Here is a 15885-nt window from a genome sequence, read left to right on the forward strand (position 1 = left end):
TAGATAAATTAAAAATTAAAATTAATGATGTTCATGTTCCGCAACCGCCATTCCGATAAACAGGGCAGACAGCATTGTAAAAATAAACGCTTGAAGGAATGCTACCAGCAATTCCAGTATTGTGATGAAAAGTGCAAACGGCACCGATATTCCGGCAACCCCGGCACTTTCCAGTATAAATATCAATCCTAATAAACTCAAGATAATAATGTGACCCGCTGTAATATTAGCAAACAAACGTATCATAAGGGCGATAGGCTTAATGAACACTCCCAACACCTCCACTACAGCCAAAATCGGTTTTACAAAAGTTGGAATACCCGGCATCCAGAAAACGTGTTTCCAGTACTCCTTATTCCCGTTCATAACGATTAAAGCAAGGGTAAACAAACCTAGAGAAACTGTTACCGCGATGTTACCAGTAACGTTAGCAGCCCCCGGCAAAAGACCTAAAAGGTTAGTGATCCAGATAAAGAAAAACACGGTAAGCAAAAAGGGCATAAATTTCATATACTTCTTTTCGCCAATTTGCGGTTTCGCTATGTCATCTCTAACAAACAAAACAAGGGTTTCCAGCACGTTATTAAATCCTTTAGGCGCATGCTTGTTCTTCTTATGAAAACTGGCTAAACCAAAGAAGAACCAGATCATAAGAATAACAGTTAAAAACATTGCCGCTACATTCTTAGTGATAGAAAGGTCTAAAGGTCTTTTGGCATTTAAGGGATGGTTCTCTTCGTCTAGCCTGACGGTTTCAGCACCTTCCTCTAGCTGATATATTTTTTCATGATAGTTCACGAATTGCATTCCATCCTTTTCCACGACGTATTCCCCTTCGGTATCGTGATGAAATTCACTGGACATAAAAGTCACTAATCCATTATCGGTCCATAGTATAACAGGCAATGGAAGAGTAAAAGAATTATCGCCTTCCCCGAAAAAATGCCATCCGTGAGTATCACCAATATGATGCAGAATCATATCTGTAGGATTGAATTTCTCTTCAGCCTCCTGAAGTGATTCCTGGTTCTGCTCCTGCTCCTGAGCAACGGCAAACAAAGGAAAAATGGCAAATGCAAATGCAAAGTACAAGCTAATCACTAAAGATTTCTGTGCTGTCATAGTACCTGTTCTACTTAAAAATTATGGGCTCTAAATTTCGCTGCAAAGGTATACTTTTAATTTTTATCTGAAAGCCCCGGTTATAAATTTTTAAACGGAAACTCCATTTTAAGGATTTCATTGAGAGACAATAACTTATTTTAAATTAATAAGCTTTACAACATAAAGGGTTTCAAAGATCAGAAACAAGAAATAAGGGATAAAAAATGCAAGGATATTTAAAAAGGCTGTGGGGATTCCGCTTAAAATAAGTGGCAAAAGAAAAATCACCGCTATCAACATCTTTAAAAGGCTAAGCCCCATAAAGGCAAAGCCTGTTTTGTCCTGAAAATTCTGATGGACCCAAATCAGAGTGCTGTATATAATTAAGGTAGAGAAAAAGTGAAAAAGATAGATCGCCCAAACGGGATAGAAGAGCTCACTTTCAAAAATATAATTCAGCAATAAATGCTGTATTATAAAAAGCACAATGCTAAAAGGAAGGAATACCTTTAAAAATCCCGGTAAATTATTCTTCATAATATTAGTCCTCGTCACTTAGATCTTTTAAACCTCTAAAAACCTGGTAAAGGGCTACAAACACACCCAGCAGTGAAAGTGAAATGGTATAAGCTGAATATTTATTTGGAAATTTTTCATCCAGCCAAATACCAATAAAAACACCTGCTGCGATAATAATACCCATTTGAAAGGCAATATTCACATAGGCCAGGTACTTATTATGCTGATCGTTTTTCATCTTTTTGCTTTAGCGATTTTATATCGCCATTCATCTTGCAGGTAGCATTAAAGGTGGCTCCGGGTTCAATAGCAAGTTTTCCGGCGCTAACTTCCCCTTCAATGACCGCAGCGGTTCTAAGGCTCAAAGTTCCGCTTACATGCAGGTTTCCGTTAATTTTTCCTTCAATATCAGCATGTTGACATTCAAGTTTACCTTTTATAAGGCCACCTTCGCTAATCACCACCTTACCGGCGGTTTTAAGGTTACCGTCTAAAGTGCCTTCAATCCTGAACCCTCCTTTACCGCTAATATCTCCGGTAATGGTTGTTCCGGCGGCAATTCGATTTTGTTCATTGGTATTTTCGGACTTAGATTTTTTTTGATCTGAAAACATAGGTAGGGTTTTAATTTTTTGGGGATGGGTAAGTGTCTATATTTTTATGTATTTGTACAATTCTATAATTTTCTGTTGATATGGCAATGAACTCATTCTCAATTTTAAATTCTTTATTCTGAAGTAATTCTGCAAAGCCCAAAGCCCTTTTCTTGTTCTCCAAGCCATGGACCACCACAAAAATCCTTGAAGGATCGTAAATATCTATAGAAGTTTTAAGCTCGTAATTCAACTTTTGAATGGCTTTATCTATTTCTCCTTTTAACGCTGAAGCTTTCTTCTTTTCAGAAACATTAAAGTTGTAAACCAATTTATAATTAGTCTGAAGGCTGTCACGGTTAAATTCCATGTCGGAGAGCGAAGGAATAGTTTGCGTTATTAATTCCCGGGCTTTTTTACCTTCTTCGGTTTGTGCATAGGTTAATGCCACATGGCTAAGGGCATCTTTATAAGCCTCAAGGCCAAGCAATCTACCTGTGGCCATCGCCTTTAATAATTCGAATTTTGGAAGGATCTCTTCTCCGGAATATTCATTGATATATTTGTTGGTCTCAACGAGCACCTCATCATATTTTTCATCTTCAAAACTTCTATAAACTTCAGCATACACCGCTTCAGGAGAATTCACATCTTCAGTAATAGCCCGGGGATTTAAAATATAAGTTGCATAACGTGAATCGGGATAGTTATTGAGAATATCCTGCTTAATTCTTTCCTGATCGGCAAGACGGCCAGTAGTTTCATATATCTGGTATAGATTATATTTAGCGGGAAGAATTAGGTCTTCATTTGCACTGTCATTCAGCAAGGCTTCGAGATTTTCAGCAGCCCTTTGATATTGCTTGTATTTTTCTTTATAAATAATCCCCAGTTGATAACGGGCCATGTTGCGATCACTGGCCAAACTATCCAGTACTCGTTCATCCTTAGGGATCATATTTATGTAGGTAATTGGATCAAAACGCGGATCTTCATCAAAATTTATTTCAGCAATTTCGTTTTCTTCAATGGTATCCTGCTCAGCAAAACCGAGTTCACCCCATCGCCAGTTATCTGCCAAAGGCCGGTTTCCCCAAATATTTTTAAAGCTCTGAAGTCCGTTTTGCAGCCTGTTTTCATTATAAAAATAGAAATTTCGGGCGCCCCCGGGAGCTGGCATCGCCCCTGGACCCGGTAAGGATGTTTGTGGAAGCTCATCAACAAATGTTCCGGCGAGCCTATCAGTTTCGGCTTTTGTTTTCAAGTCTTCAATATATGCTGTGAAATATTCAAGTTGTTCATCAGGAAGCATACTGCTCAGCATTAAAATACTGTCGTTTTTTGCCAGAATTTCTTCATATAAAATTACATCTTCCAGGTTATCACGCTTCTTTTTAATAGTACGGTATTCCCTAAGTCGTGGAGACATCACTGCCAGGGTACTGTCGTAATATTTACTGGCATCAGGGTATTTTGCATCTTCAAAACTGCGATCTGCAAGAATCTCATAATTAATAGATTTCAGGAACTTATCGCTAATAGGGGCTTGCAAAGATTTGTTGTAATATTCTACAGCAAGACGTGTGGAATCTATATTTCGGTAATATTCTCCTATCTGAAAATATATCTTATCGAGATATGGCCGGTTTTCGCGATCCTCCTCCAGTTCGGTAAGCAATTCCCTTAATCTGTAATTCTCCCCCTGGTTATAATCAAAATTACGGGCTTTTTCAACATAGGCATTCACCATATAGACCCTCGGGGATTTCCGGTTTAATTCTATCACCTTATCGAAAGCCTCGTTGGCAAGACCGGGTTGATCAATACGGTTGTACAATTGCCCAAGAATGTAATAATATCTACCCTTTTGTTCATTTTTATCGGTAATTTCAGCAGCCTTCTGTAGAGGAACAATCGCACTATCAAGCAGCTGTATATTTACGAAGGCCTGAGCTAAGGTAGCATTGGCATCAGCAAAAGCCTGACTTTCCAGTTCCTCCTGCTTCAGAATATTTTTCAGGTTTTTAATGGCAAGACGATTATTATCCAGCCTCATATTTGTTTTCTCCCGCCAAATCTGGGCGGTATTAATATTATTACTTGCCGGATATTTATGCAGGATATAATTGAAGGCTTCCAGCGCCGGGATAAAGCGTTGCTCATAATATCTTGCCTTTCCCAGCAACAGATAAGCTTCATCAATTTGTGGGTTTCGCTCCTTCCCTGCAATTAGCATGGAATGTTTCTGAATGGCTTTTACAGCTTTTTCTTCGGCTCTCCCAAAATTCTGATTTCTGATGCTATCAGGAAGTAGAATTTGCTCATCAATTTGTATACGTTCTATGGGAAGAATATCCCAGAAATTATCCTCGTAGTTCTGTATGAGCTCTTCCCTGCCTTGATCCAGAGCGAGATGACCGTTATAAAGGGTGTTATACTCGGTAGTTACCGCATGATAATTCCGGTTTAGAAATTTATCTTTCTTGCGCGAACAGCCAAGAATGCCGCCCACAAGGATAAGAAGCACGAGAATTTTTATAAAAGTATTCAAATTCAACCGGTTCTAGGTAATATAATTAACTCAACTACCACTGTTTTAGTGTGTAAAAATACGCTTCTTTTTAGAAACAAAAACCGGTTTCTAGATATTCTCGGTTTGGCGTAGCATAGGTTCCCCCGAAAAATAATCTTCCAGTTCTCCTAAAGTCGCCTCTGAAGTCTTTATGTCTTTCACAACTTCGCCCTTATCCAGCACCACTATACGTTCACAAACTTCAGTAACGTGAATTAAATCATGGCTGGAGATCAAAAAAGTGGTTTCATTGGTTGCTGCCCGCTCCTTAATGATTTTTTTTAGTCGAATTTGTGTAGTTGGATCAAGGTTAGCAAAAGGTTCATCTAAGATCACCACCCGCGGATCCCCTATAAGTGCGGCTACAATACCTACCTTTTTCTGATTACCCTTAGAGAGGTCACGCAGGTACTTTTTACGGCCAAGAATCTCCCCGTGGAAAAAGTCTTCAAATTCTGCTAGAAGCCCATCTACATCGGCTTTATTTCGATTTCTTAACTCCCCCACGAAATAAAAATATTCATCAGGGGTGAGGTATCCAATCAGGAAGCTTTCATCAATAAAAGAAGAGGTAAAGCTTTTCCATTCTTCGTTTTGACTTACGGTAATCTCGTGATTGAATATATTTCCCGTGGTTGGTTGAATAAGGTCCAGGAGGAGACTAAAAAATGTGGTTTTTCCTGCGCCGTTATTTCCTACCAGGCCAAAATTCTGGCCAGCAGGGATATCCAGGTGCTCTATATTGAGAACCGTAGTTCCATTATAAACTTTAGTGAGATTCGTTGCGGTGATCATAAATTGAATTTTTTATTCTCCGGTTTCTTTAAAACCATTAATCATTGCATATTTTCTTTCCTGGTAACGTTTAGCGATGCTATTTAATAAAACGGGTCTTAAAAGCAAACCCGCAATCCCAAGGAACGATAATAAGCCCAGGGCGGTTTCCATCCCGAAAAATTTATCTGTAAACCAGTAAAGCAACACTGGTAGTGCCATTAATGGTAAACTTACTAACCATTGCGTGGCACCGGTTCCCTGGTAGTTCATAAACGGACTTTTATCCAGGTCTATTCTTTTTTTATTAAACGAGCCGGCATAGAGTAAAATGGGAATATTTACGCCAATATTATACACGGCACAAACCATATTGATCATTAAAATATTCCAGCCAAAATAAACATAGGGCGTGGTTAAAATTGCCAAAACCACTACGCTAAAACTTATAAGTCCGGCTTTTGAAGCAAGATATTGCTTCAGCGGAATATTCTGAGACATGATCATGGGATAATACGAAGCATCCCAGGAAGGAACGAATTGCCCGAAATTGATCATAAAAATGCCGGTCATGAAAATTCCGATGAAAACATAAAAAGAATCCCAATCATGGTAGACATCGTTAGGGTAAAAGAATAAACCATATCCTACCAGCAAGAGCGACATATAAATAGTTGTTTTAGGTCTTTTATTTCTCCAGATTAGCTTGAGGTCTAACTGCAAAAATGGAGCAATACTCCCCAGTTTACGCGTCCATTGAAAATCGCGGGTATCGTTTGTAATTTTATTCCCTTTTAATCCGGCATCGAGATAGAATTTACTTTCCAGGTTTTGTTGATTCCATTTATAGAGCACAACCAAAACTACAACCGGAATGACAGCTAAATAAGGCATGGCGACAACATAATCCAGCAGCCTTCCGAAGTAAAGGCTGATCTCAAAAACCTGAAAATATTCCAGCGCTGCCAGCAGCACAATAACCAGGATAATTGGGATAAGCGCCTTCAGATTATCGGTAAAGCGTTTTTTAATGATGAAATTGCTGAAATTCACGCAAAGGCTCAATGCTATCATCGCAAGCATCCAACCCAGTATAGAAGAAACAGGATATTCATTTTTATAGATATTGAATAATCCAAAAGGGATAATAATAAATAATGGCAAAAAGTTATAAAAGGAATACAGGCTTTTTATCAGCACAAAATTCACGACTTTACGCTTAGGAATTGGCAATAACATTAATGGTTTTATATCCATCACCGGGAGGGTTTGCAACATAAACCTCATCCCAAGTTCAAGCACCAACCATAACAAAACAAAGCGATTTACCAACTGAAGCGGATCCTGGCCAGGAAAAAATTCCTGTAAAAGTGGGTATAATCCTATCCCGAAAATTAGAAATACAGCCGCAAAATAAAGCGCCAGGAAAACCATCAGAATTCTAAGGCCCAGACTTTTCCCCAAACTTGCCGACCTAAAAAAGGCCCTCCACTCCAGAGATAAAAAACGAGTAACCATAATTGCTTATTTCCAGTGTAAGTAATGAAAAATAGTCTTTTGTTACACCATAAAATAGCACATACTTTGTATTTTTGCACTCAAAATATTTTTTTGAATGCAAAAGTTCCATAAACTAAAGATAAAAGAAGTAATAAGGGAAACCCCACAGGCCGTGAGTTTATCCTTTATAATTCCTGAAGATCTAAAGGGAGAATTCAATTTTAAGGCAGGACAGTATGTAACCATAAAAACTCAGGTAAACGGGGAAGAGATACGCAGAGCTTATTCGCTTTGTTCGGCTCCCGGAAGCGGAGAATTTAAGGTTACCGTAAAAGAGGTTGAAGGCGGAAAATTCTCTGTAATCGCCAATAATAAACTCCAGGCAGGTGATGTCCTGGAAGTACACCCGCCGGAAGGAAAATTTATCCTGGAACCTGGCACCGAACCTAAAAATTATGCAGCTTTTGCAGCCGGAAGCGGCATCACCCCGGTGCTGTCCATTCTAAAAACCGTATTAGCTGAAGAACCCAAAAGCCGGTTTATCCTCACCTACGGCAACAAATCGCCGGAAGAAACTATTTTCTTCAAAGAGTTATTGGAGCTTCAGGCTAAGTTTCCGGATAGGTTGTTCATCGAATTCGTTTATAGCCGTACCCGCGAAGAAAAATCACATTTTGGCCGCATCGAGACCAGCACCGTGAACTACGTTGTGAAAAATAAATTTAAAGACCATCCCTTTGCTGGCTATTACCTTTGCGGCCCTGAAGAAATGATCGACCAAGTAAAGGCTGTGCTCAAAGATAATGGTGTTTCAGATGAAAGTATCCATTTTGAACTCTTCACGACTGAAGATTCAGGAAGCATTGAAACCCATGTAGAAGGCCAGACAGAACTTACTGTTTTGGTTGACGATGAAGAAAGCACTTTCAGTATGGATTCTAAGGGAACTGTTCTGGATGCAGCTTTAAAGCACGACCTTGATGTCCCGTATTCCTGCCAGGGCGGGATTTGCAGTTCCTGCATCGCCCGAATAAAAGAAGGAAAAGCCGAAATGCGCAAAAATCAAATCCTTACAGATGAAGAAATTGCTGAAGGGCTTATTCTTACCTGCCAGGCTCAACCATTGACACCAAAACTTAAGGTCGATTATGACGATGTGTAATTTGGAAAAATATTAAACGAAAAAGGCAGCTATAAGTTGCCTTTTTTTATTTTAAAATAAAACCTCATTAATCTTTCCGAGAATCTGTTCAGGATAAATTTCACGGATAGCATTTTCATAGCCCTCAGGGTATTTATCCCCGTAGATCGAAGTTGGGATATTTGGATATTTTTCATGCTTGGGCAATAAGCTGTTTCTTTCCGGCTGTTTAAAAGGCCTGAACCCGGCAAAGGGATGGGTAACACCCCAAATACTTATAACTGGTATACCAAATATAGCCGCTAAATGACCGTTACCACTGTCCATGGACACCATAGCGTCCAACCTGGAAATCAGGGATAGTTCATCTTCAAAACTCAGTTTTCCGGCTACGCTCAAAGTATCTTCAAACTGCCCTTCCCAGATTTCTAATTGTTCCTTTTCATTTTTGCCACCTCCAAAAAGCAAAACTTTTATTTTTTTATTCCTGGAAAGCTGCTTTATGACCTCAGCCATAAGATCTGGGGGATAAGCCTTCGAGTTGTGTTGGGCAAAAGGCGCAATTCCCAACCATTTTTTAGGTTCAGGGCCCAGGAGTTTTTTGATGTTTTCTGAAAGCTGCTTTTTCTTCGGAAATTGATGTGTACTCAAATCTATGGGATAACCCAAAGCTGAAAAAACATCTGCATAACGCTGGTGAGTGGATTTCAAGGGTCTAAAAACCTTTTCTTTTACCCGGGTTAAGGCCTTTTTTTCTTTTCGGCCTTTATCGATTTGTTCTACCGGGATCCCAAAAAGATAAAATACCGATTTCAACACATTGCTCCTTAATACATTATGTAGATCGGCTACGGCATCAATACCTTCGTCACGCAATTCTTTAGCCAGACGGGAAAGCCCTAAAACTCCCTGATGAACACCGTTCACATCGGCTTCATAGACCGAAACATTAGGGATATCCTGAAACATAGGTTTAAAAAAACTACGGGTGAGCATCGTAATCCTTAGTTCAGGATAGGTAGCAGTAAGAGTTTGCAAAACCGGAACCACCATAGCCACATCTCCCATAGCAGAAAGCCTAATAACCAGGATATGGGCGCTTTTATCTGCGGTTGCCGAAGCTCTGTTTTTTGTCTTCATTCTGCTCATAATTCTGGTTTTGGTTTCCGCAGAAAAAAACCATAGGCTCACAACCTTTATAAATATGAACTATGGCTTTCTCTAATACTATAGGCTATTTATTTTATTTCCCGCGTAAAACAGGGTTTAATTCATCGTCATTATACATCTTCATCTGTTTGTAAACCTTCATATACTTATCGCCATTAGCAATGTCCTCCAGCAGCTGATTGATCGCTGTAGAAAGATCTACTCTTTGCTCCAATAAAACCTTGAGTTTTGCATCGCATTTCAACTGGTGTTCCTGAGAAGCATCTTCCCGGTTTGCTTCCTCATTCATATGATAAATTTTCAGCGCAAGTATAGATAATCTATCTATCGCCCAGGCAGGACTTTCAGAATTGATTGTGGCATCTTCCTTTGGTTTAACATCTTTGAATTTTTCAAGAAAATAGCTATCTATATATTCTACCGTATCAGTGCGATCCTGGTTAGAAGCATCGATCTGGCGTTTAAGCTTAAGTGCATCTACAGGGTCTATGTTCTTATCTCTTATGATATCTTCATAATGCCACTGCACAGTGTCTATCCAGCATTTACGATACAGCAAATGTTCAATAAGTTCATTATTGCTATCGTAGGGATTCGAAAAAGGCTGCTCTACAGTATCCTTTTCGTGATATTTTTCTATTACTTCCTGAAATATTTTATTCGCTTTATCTGAAAACATAATTTTATCTTTTTCTAAATTGTATAAGTATTTGATGACTTCAAGGCACCTGTTTTTGCCCCAGGCAAAGGTACCATATTTTGAAATAGTTATAAAGAATAAGCGCGGCCGTCCTTTAAAGACCTTTATACCCTAATTAAGAAATGGAAGGACCAGAGGCATTAAGATGAGCATTGCCAGCAGAATTTCTTTAAAAATCTTATCTTTTTTACGTTCAAACCAGGTTGATGCGATTATGCTCAAAGGCACAAAAAAGAAAATAAGTTCACTCCCATCTTTGGTTGGTGAAAAAACCGCGATAGCAATTGAAGTAAAAAGACTGTACAAAACCAGACTAAGAGAAGGTCGCAGACTTATACTGGCTTTTTGAAGTAATCTCAAAAAATTACCAAGTGTCCAGATAAGCACTGCCAGGATAAGGCTAAGAGGAATTAGCAAAGAAAGTTCGCGATAATTGCTAAAATCAAAATTCACAGGTTCATACCACTGGGCAAATCCATATACATTTTCATAAGCCACTAAATTAAAACTTAGGTTAAGCAGGTATACCGACAGGAAAGCAACCAGGGGAATCAACCAATTCTTAAATTTAGGCAGGTAAAAGAGAATTCCGGCATAAACCACTATTAGAAAAAGAATTGACCAGAAATAAAAAATTGAAGCGATACAGATCCAAAAAGTAGCATCGAAAACTTTTTTCTGCATAATCTTTTTAGAACGCAAACTTAGGATTCGCCTAAAACCAAATAATACACATAAATTAGCGAAAATCACCTGGGTACTCTCGAGAAGAGCAAAAAAAGAAGTGGTAAAAACCGCGAAAAACAGGATCTTATAGGCACTGCGCCGGGTGAGTTCATTTTTCTTGGCAATAAAATTAAGCACATATACACTTAGCAGAAAAGCAAGCAAAACGGCCAGTTTTTTCAAAAAAACGGCCAGGTTGAAAGCAAGAAAAAAATCCCTGAAATTAGCGACCACAAAAATAAGCGCCATAAAAAGCGCTACCACTATTCCGTTAAGTGGGTTTGATTTACCAAAAAAGCTTGTTAGCATTCCCGTTTTTTATATTTTTGTAATCTAAATTATAACAAAGTTATCATTTGAGGGCCTTTCAGGCCAGTTATCAATTGGCCACGCTTTATAAACAGCTAAGAGCCATAAAAATTATTTAAATGAAAGATTTTTTTGAAGGAATTGCTTGGCTTTTTGAAGAGGTGTTGTTTGTTCCTTTGGAAGCCCTTCGTGAATTGGAGTTAAACTCCTGGTGGGCAGCCAACGCTATTAATTTTATTTTTGTCCTTATTGGATTAGCTGCTTTTTTCTACTGGATGAAACAGCTGAAAAAATTCAATGATAATAACGAAGAAAACCGGGATCCTTCGGCTCATTCCTTTTTAGGATAAGTCAAAACCGAGATCTTTTCTATAATACATCTTATCAAAATGTAGTTTCTCTGCATTTTGATAAGATTTTTTTAGTGCCTCTTTGTAATCTGTACCAAAAGAAGTTATCGCTATAACCCTTCCTCCACTGGTCAATATTTTTTCTCCCTGTTTTTTAGTTCCTGCGTGAAAAACTATACTATCCTTAATCTCATCAAACCCGGTGATCTCCTTACCTTTTTCATAAGCTTCAGGATAACCTCCTGAAACTAACATCACGGTAGTTGCAGCCTGCTCTTCTATCTCAAGCTCTGCCTCATCCAGTTTTACTTCGGAAACCTTTTCAAGTAATTCTACCAAATCAGATTTTATCCTGGGCAGAACCACCTCTGTCTCGGGATCTCCCATTCTAACATTGTATTCTATCACAAAGGGTTCATTCCCAACTTTTATTAAACCTATAAATATAAAACCCTTGTAATCTATTGCTTCTTTCTGTAAGCCATTTACAGTAGGTTTTACGATTCTTTCCTCTATTTTATTCATCAACTCTTTATCGGCAAAAGGTACGGGCGAAATAGCACCCATTCCCCCGGTGTTAAGGCCGGTATCTCCTTCCCCAATGCGTTTATAATCCTTGGCTGTTGGAAGAATCTTATAGTTTTTCCCGTCGGTAAGTACAAAAACGCTGAGTTCTATCCCATCCAAAAATTCTTCGATCACCACTTTAGCACTGGCTTCTCCAAATTTTTTATCAGAAAGCATACTTTCAAGTTCAGCTTTGGCTTCTTCCAGGTTTTCAAGGATCAAAACACCTTTCCCTGCAGCAAGTCCATCGGCTTTTAAGACATAAGGAGGATTTAAACTTTCCAGGAATTTTTTTCCGGCCTCTAAACTTTCAACGGTAAAACTTTCATAAGCCGCCGTAGGAATATTGTGCATAGCCATAAATTCTTTGGCTCGTTCTTTACTCCCTTCCAGAAGAGCACCGCGTTTAGAGGGTCCAATCATCTTCACCGACTTCAATTCGGGATCTTCGGCAAAAAAATCTGTAATTCCCTGCACCAGCGGATCTTCAGGACCTACGATGAGCATTTCTATTTTCTGCTCTAACACAAAGTCTTTAATACTTCCAAAATCGCTAAGCTTTAAGTCAACATTTTCAGCAAGTTGAGCGGTACCTGCGTTGCCGGGTGCCACAAAAAGTTTCGTGCATTTTTTGCTTTGGGCTACTTTCCATGCAAAAGTATGTTCACGGCCGCCGGAACCAAGTATTAAAATTTTCATCCTGAAAGTCTTTTAAATGTTGTCCCAAAAATAATTGTTTGTAAATTGAAGCACCAATTTATTTTGAATAAAAACGCAATTTGCCCTTGAACTGGTTTAAGCTGTCCCTTCAACTCAATAAATTCCCCATCATCCGGGCACAAAAACTTTTGGGCAAGATCCGGGAGATCCCTGAAGAAGATTATGTGGATTACCTGGAGAGCAGGAAATTCGAGATCCTTGATTTTCACTTAAAGAATAATCCATTTTACCGGGAGTTTTGTGGGAGAGAAAAATTTGAAAAATGGGAAGATGTGCCGGTACTTCAAAAAGCTGAACTTCAGCAGAAATTAAAGCACAGGCTCAGCAAGAATTTCAAAAAAAGTAACATTTATGTTGGGAAAACTTCAGGAAGTAGTGGGAAGCCTTTTATTTTCGCAAAAGACCGCTTTTGTCATGCGCTTAGTTGGGCAGGATTTCAGGATAGGTATCAATGGCATGGCATAGACCTCAACAAGAGCTTACAGGCCCGTTTTTATGGGATTCCATTAGATCTTTATGGCAATCTTCAGGAACGTTTCAAAGACAGGATAAGCCTGCGAAGACGCTTCAATATATTTGACCTGAGCGACGGGAAGATGGAAGTTTTCCTTCAACGCTTTCAGAAATCAAATTTCGACTATATCAATGGATACACCAGTGCCATATTACTTTTCGCCAAATTTCTTAAAAGAAAAAAGCTTCGTTTAAAAGAGGTTTGTCCCTCATTAAAACTTTGTATAGTCACTTCAGAACGACTTTTTAAAGAGGACAGACAGCTAATTGAAAGCGCAACGGGTGTTCCGGTGATAAATGAATATGGGGCCAGTGAGGTGGGTTTAATTGCCTTTGAGGATAAGGATAAAAACTGGATTGTTAATTCTGAAGATCTTTATGTGGAGATCCTGGATGAAAACAACAAGCCGGTGCCCAATGGGCAGGAGGGTCGCATAGTGATTACTTCGCTTTATAATCTGGCACACCCAATGATAAGATATGACATTGGTGATACCGGAATCCTTTCTGAAAAAAGCACTCTAAAAACCCCAATTCTTCAAAAACTTATTGGCCGCACCAACGATGTAGCCAGGCTGGCAAACGATAAACTGGTACCAGGACTTACGTTTTATTATGTAACCAAAACAATTATTGAAGACAACGGGAACATCAAAGAGTTTGTTATTGCTCAAAACGCAACAGATGTTTTTAAAATCGATTATGTAAGTGAAAAAGCTTTTACAGAAAATCAAATTGAAAAGATCCTGATTGCTATTGAAAAGTACGTAGGAAAAGATCTAAAGGTGCTCTTTGAAAGAAAAGAAGTTTTAGATCGGGATAAGAGTGGTAAACTTAAGCAGTTTACCTCACGACTCTAGATAGTTTTTAACTGTTTTCTCTTCACGAAAAAATGTTCTTTCAGGAACATAAGCATACAACGCAGACTTTTAAAGAACCCAAAACCCAAAACTTTATTATAGATATTGAAATTGTAGCGCAACATTTCGAATTTATTTCCTGAAACAGAATTCCTTCTTAACCGGTATACCGCAAGCGGCTCCTTAATACTCTTTGCAGGATCAGCTATTTTTACGGCCGTAAGCCATAGTCCCCAATCCTGTCTTTTTCTTAATTCAGGGCCATAGATTTTACCTATTTCTGAAGCATTATAAATCCCGGTAAGGTTACCGATATAATTCGATTTTAAGAGTTTCTGGTAGGTAACATAAGGTAGAGCCTGTACGATTTCACTTCTTTTCCCGCCGTTTTCTGAGATAAGTTCATAACTGGAAAAACAAACCGAAACTTCGTTTTTCTGCATAAATTCCAGCTGGGTTTGGAGTTTGTGGGGTTTCCATAGATCATCGGCATCAAGAAATGCTATGTAAGCTCCTTTAGCCTGGCTTATCCCTTTGTTTCTAGAAATTCCCGCGCCCTGGTTTTCTTCATTCCGAAGTAGTTTAATCCGGTGGTCTTCCCTGGTCAGCTCCTTAACTATTGCCGAAGTTTTGTCTTCTGAAGCATCATCGATCACCAGCAATTCCCAGTTGGAGTAAGTTTGCTCTTTTACCGATTGTATTGCCGCCGTAATAAACTCTTCAGAATTATAAGCCGGCATAACCACAGAAACCAACGCATCCTGCTTCATTATCTTCTAATATGTTTAGAGAAATCTTTGTGTTCGCTTTTCTCCAGATCTTCAGGACTTAGGCTCTTGAAATATTCATAAGTAACTTTCATTCCTTCCTGACGGGTCACCTTTGGTTCCCAACCTAAAACATCCTTAGCCCTTGATATATCTGGCTGGCGTTGAAGAGGATCATCCTGCGGAAGCTCTTTATAAACTATTTTCTGATCTGTTCCTGTGAGTTTTATGATCTCTTCGGCGAAATCCAGAATGGTAATCTCATCTGGGTTTCCTATGTTAACCGGTTCGGTATAATCGCTCAGCAACAAGCGATAAATTCCCTCAATCTGGTCGTCTACAAAACAGAAAGAACGCGTTTGTAGCCCATCTCCAAAAACAGTTAGGTCTTCTCCTCTTAGGGCCTGACCAATAAATGCCGGAATTACCCGGCCGTCATTAAGACGCATTCTTGGGCCGTATGTATTAAAAATCCTGGCAATCCTGGTTTCCAGACCGTGAAAACGATGGTAAGCCATGGTTATAGATTCCATAAAACGCTTGGCTTCATCATAAACCCCACGCGGGCCAATGGAATTTACATTTCCGTAGTAATCTTCATTTTGAGGATGCACCAGGGGGTCACCATAAACCTCAGAAGTCGAAGCTATAAGAATTCTGGCATTTTTTTCCTTAGCCAGACCAAGACAATGCAGCGTACCAACCGAGCCAACTTTGAGGGTTTGTATTGGAATTTTAAGGTAATCTATAGGACTGGCGGGAGAGGCGAAATGAAGTATATAATCGAGTTCTCCCGGCACATGTATGAACCTGGTAACATCGTGATGGAGAAACTCGAAATTCTCGTTTCCAAAAAGATGTTCTATATTTTTTAGATCTCCGGTTATGAGGTTATCCATCCCGATTACCTGGAAACCTTCTTTTATAAATCGGTCACATAAATGAGACCCCAGGAAGCCCGCAGCACCTGTTATTAGTATTCGTTTAGCCATAAAATTCG

General features: G+C 39.1%; 16 protein-coding genes. 3 read left to right on the forward strand and 13 right to left on the reverse strand.

Features of this window, described 5'->3' with window-relative positions; all coding sequences use genetic code 11:
- Positions 1-21 precede the first annotated feature (21 nt).
- The 7 genes from atpB to VIM94_RS07070 form a co-directional block, all read right to left on the reverse strand.
- A complete protein-coding gene (gene atpB, locus VIM94_RS07040) occupies positions 22-1122 on the reverse strand; it encodes a F0F1 ATP synthase subunit A (protein ID WP_332038582.1) in 1101 nt (366 codons plus the stop codon).
- A gap of 135 nt (positions 1123-1257) precedes the next feature.
- Positions 1258-1641, reverse strand: a complete 384-nt coding sequence (locus VIM94_RS07045; RefSeq protein ID WP_332038583.1) for a hypothetical protein — start codon at positions 1639-1641, stop codon at positions 1258-1260.
- Positions 1642-1645: 4 nt separating this feature from the next.
- Complete coding sequence (locus VIM94_RS07050; protein WP_332038584.1) at positions 1646-1861, reverse strand: AtpZ/AtpI family protein; 216 nt, start codon at positions 1859-1861, stop codon at positions 1646-1648.
- A complete protein-coding gene (locus VIM94_RS07055) occupies positions 1842-2237 on the reverse strand; it encodes a polymer-forming cytoskeletal protein (RefSeq protein WP_332038585.1) in 396 nt (131 codons plus the stop codon). The genes VIM94_RS07050 and VIM94_RS07055 overlap by 20 nt, the downstream gene beginning before the upstream one ends.
- A 10-nt stretch (positions 2238-2247) precedes the next feature.
- Positions 2248-4767 (reverse strand): hypothetical protein, encoded by a 2520-nt coding sequence (locus VIM94_RS07060; RefSeq protein ID WP_332038586.1) that lies wholly within the window; start codon positions 4765-4767, stop codon positions 2248-2250.
- Positions 4768-4857: 90 nt separating this feature from the next.
- Positions 4858-5583, reverse strand: a complete 726-nt coding sequence (locus VIM94_RS07065) for an ABC transporter ATP-binding protein (RefSeq protein ID WP_332038587.1) — start codon at positions 5581-5583, stop codon at positions 4858-4860.
- A 12-nt stretch (positions 5584-5595) separates the two neighbouring features.
- Positions 5596-7080 carry a DUF5687 family protein gene (locus VIM94_RS07070; RefSeq protein ID WP_332038588.1) on the reverse strand — a complete coding sequence of 495 codons (1485 nt, stop codon included), beginning with the start codon at positions 7078-7080 and terminating at the stop codon, positions 5596-5598.
- Positions 7081-7177: 97 nt separating this feature from the next.
- On the opposite strand from VIM94_RS07070, the gene VIM94_RS07075 reads away from it, so the two are divergent.
- Entirely contained in the window at positions 7178-8224 is a 1047-nt protein-coding gene (locus tag VIM94_RS07075; protein ID WP_332038589.1) for a ferredoxin--NADP reductase, read from the forward strand.
- A 51-nt stretch (positions 8225-8275) separates the two neighbouring features.
- Here the strand turns inward: VIM94_RS07075 and VIM94_RS07080 are convergent, their stop codons facing one another.
- The 3 genes from VIM94_RS07080 to VIM94_RS07090 form a co-directional block, all read right to left on the reverse strand.
- Complete coding sequence (locus VIM94_RS07080; protein ID WP_332038590.1) at positions 8276-9352, reverse strand: glycosyltransferase family 9 protein; 1077 nt, start codon at positions 9350-9352, stop codon at positions 8276-8278.
- Positions 9353-9446: 94 nt separating this feature from the next.
- The gene (locus VIM94_RS07085; RefSeq protein WP_332038591.1) at positions 9447-10052 is read right to left on the reverse strand and encodes a DUF4254 domain-containing protein; all 606 of its coding nucleotides are present in this window, start codon (positions 10050-10052) and stop codon (positions 9447-9449) included.
- A gap of 132 nt (positions 10053-10184) precedes the next feature.
- On the reverse strand, positions 10185-11108 hold the full coding sequence (locus tag VIM94_RS07090; protein ID WP_332038592.1) for a DUF6427 family protein: 924 nt from the start codon (positions 11106-11108) through the stop codon (positions 10185-10187).
- A 119-nt stretch (positions 11109-11227) separates the two neighbouring features.
- On the opposite strand from VIM94_RS07090, the gene VIM94_RS07095 reads away from it, so the two are divergent.
- The gene (locus VIM94_RS07095) at positions 11228-11458 is read left to right on the forward strand and encodes a DUF6341 family protein (RefSeq protein ID WP_332038593.1); all 231 of its coding nucleotides are present in this window, start codon (positions 11228-11230) and stop codon (positions 11456-11458) included.
- On the opposite strand, the gene purD is transcribed toward VIM94_RS07095, so the two are convergent.
- Positions 11450-12724, reverse strand: coding sequence for a phosphoribosylamine--glycine ligase (purD, locus tag VIM94_RS07100; RefSeq protein ID WP_332038594.1), 1275 nt, complete (start codon positions 12722-12724; stop codon positions 11450-11452). The two genes, VIM94_RS07095 and purD, sit on opposite strands and share 9 nt — an antisense overlap.
- An 86-nt stretch (positions 12725-12810) precedes the next feature.
- Here purD and VIM94_RS07105 point away from each other — a divergent pair, with 86 nt between their 5' ends.
- Complete coding sequence (locus VIM94_RS07105) at positions 12811-14118, forward strand: phenylacetate--CoA ligase family protein (RefSeq protein WP_332038595.1); 1308 nt, start codon at positions 12811-12813, stop codon at positions 14116-14118.
- Here VIM94_RS07105 and VIM94_RS07110 read toward each other — a convergent pair.
- Positions 14115-14888, reverse strand: coding sequence for a glycosyltransferase family 2 protein (locus VIM94_RS07110; protein WP_332038596.1), 774 nt, complete (start codon positions 14886-14888; stop codon positions 14115-14117). The genes VIM94_RS07105 and VIM94_RS07110 overlap by 4 nt on opposite strands.
- Positions 14888-15877, reverse strand: a complete 990-nt coding sequence (locus VIM94_RS07115; protein ID WP_332038597.1) for a UDP-glucuronic acid decarboxylase family protein — start codon at positions 15875-15877, stop codon at positions 14888-14890. The genes VIM94_RS07110 and VIM94_RS07115 overlap by 1 nt, the downstream gene beginning before the upstream one ends.
- Positions 15878-15885: the final 8 nt, after the last annotated feature.

Origin of the sequence: Salegentibacter sp., assembly GCF_036568425.1 — a bacterium.
Classification (GTDB): domain Bacteria; phylum Bacteroidota; class Bacteroidia; order Flavobacteriales; family Flavobacteriaceae; genus Salegentibacter.

Coding starts and splice junctions, on each gene's coding strand:
- atpB (WP_332038582.1), bottom strand. CDS start 1,122: ATGACAGCACAGAAATCTTTAGTGATTAGCTTGTACTTTGCATTTGCA.
- VIM94_RS07045 (WP_332038583.1), bottom strand. CDS start 1,641: ATGAAGAATAATTTACCGGGATTTTTAAAGGTATTCCTTCCTTTTAGC.
- VIM94_RS07050 (WP_332038584.1), bottom strand. CDS start 1,861: ATGAAAAACGATCAGCATAATAAGTACCTGGCCTATGTGAATATTGCC.
- VIM94_RS07055 (WP_332038585.1), bottom strand. CDS start 2,237: ATGTTTTCAGATCAAAAAAAATCTAAGTCCGAAAATACCAATGAACAA.
- VIM94_RS07065 (WP_332038587.1), bottom strand. CDS start 5,583: ATGATCACCGCAACGAATCTCACTAAAGTTTATAATGGAACTACGGTT.
- VIM94_RS07070 (WP_332038588.1), bottom strand. CDS start 7,080: ATGGTTACTCGTTTTTTATCTCTGGAGTGGAGGGCCTTTTTTAGGTCG.
- VIM94_RS07075 (WP_332038589.1), top strand. CDS start 7,178: ATGCAAAAGTTCCATAAACTAAAGATAAAAGAAGTAATAAGGGAAACC.
- VIM94_RS07080 (WP_332038590.1), bottom strand. CDS start 9,352: ATGAGCAGAATGAAGACAAAAAACAGAGCTTCGGCAACCGCAGATAAA.
- VIM94_RS07085 (WP_332038591.1), bottom strand. CDS start 10,052: ATGTTTTCAGATAAAGCGAATAAAATATTTCAGGAAGTAATAGAAAAA.
- VIM94_RS07090 (WP_332038592.1), bottom strand. CDS start 11,108: ATGCTAACAAGCTTTTTTGGTAAATCAAACCCACTTAACGGAATAGTG.
- VIM94_RS07095 (WP_332038593.1), top strand. CDS start 11,228: ATGAAAGATTTTTTTGAAGGAATTGCTTGGCTTTTTGAAGAGGTGTTG.
- purD (WP_332038594.1), bottom strand. CDS start 12,724: ATGAAAATTTTAATACTTGGTTCCGGCGGCCGTGAACATACTTTTGCA.
- VIM94_RS07110 (WP_332038596.1), bottom strand. CDS start 14,888: ATGAAGCAGGATGCGTTGGTTTCTGTGGTTATGCCGGCTTATAATTCT.
- VIM94_RS07115 (WP_332038597.1), bottom strand. CDS start 15,877: ATGGCTAAACGAATACTAATAACAGGTGCTGCGGGCTTCCTGGGGTCT.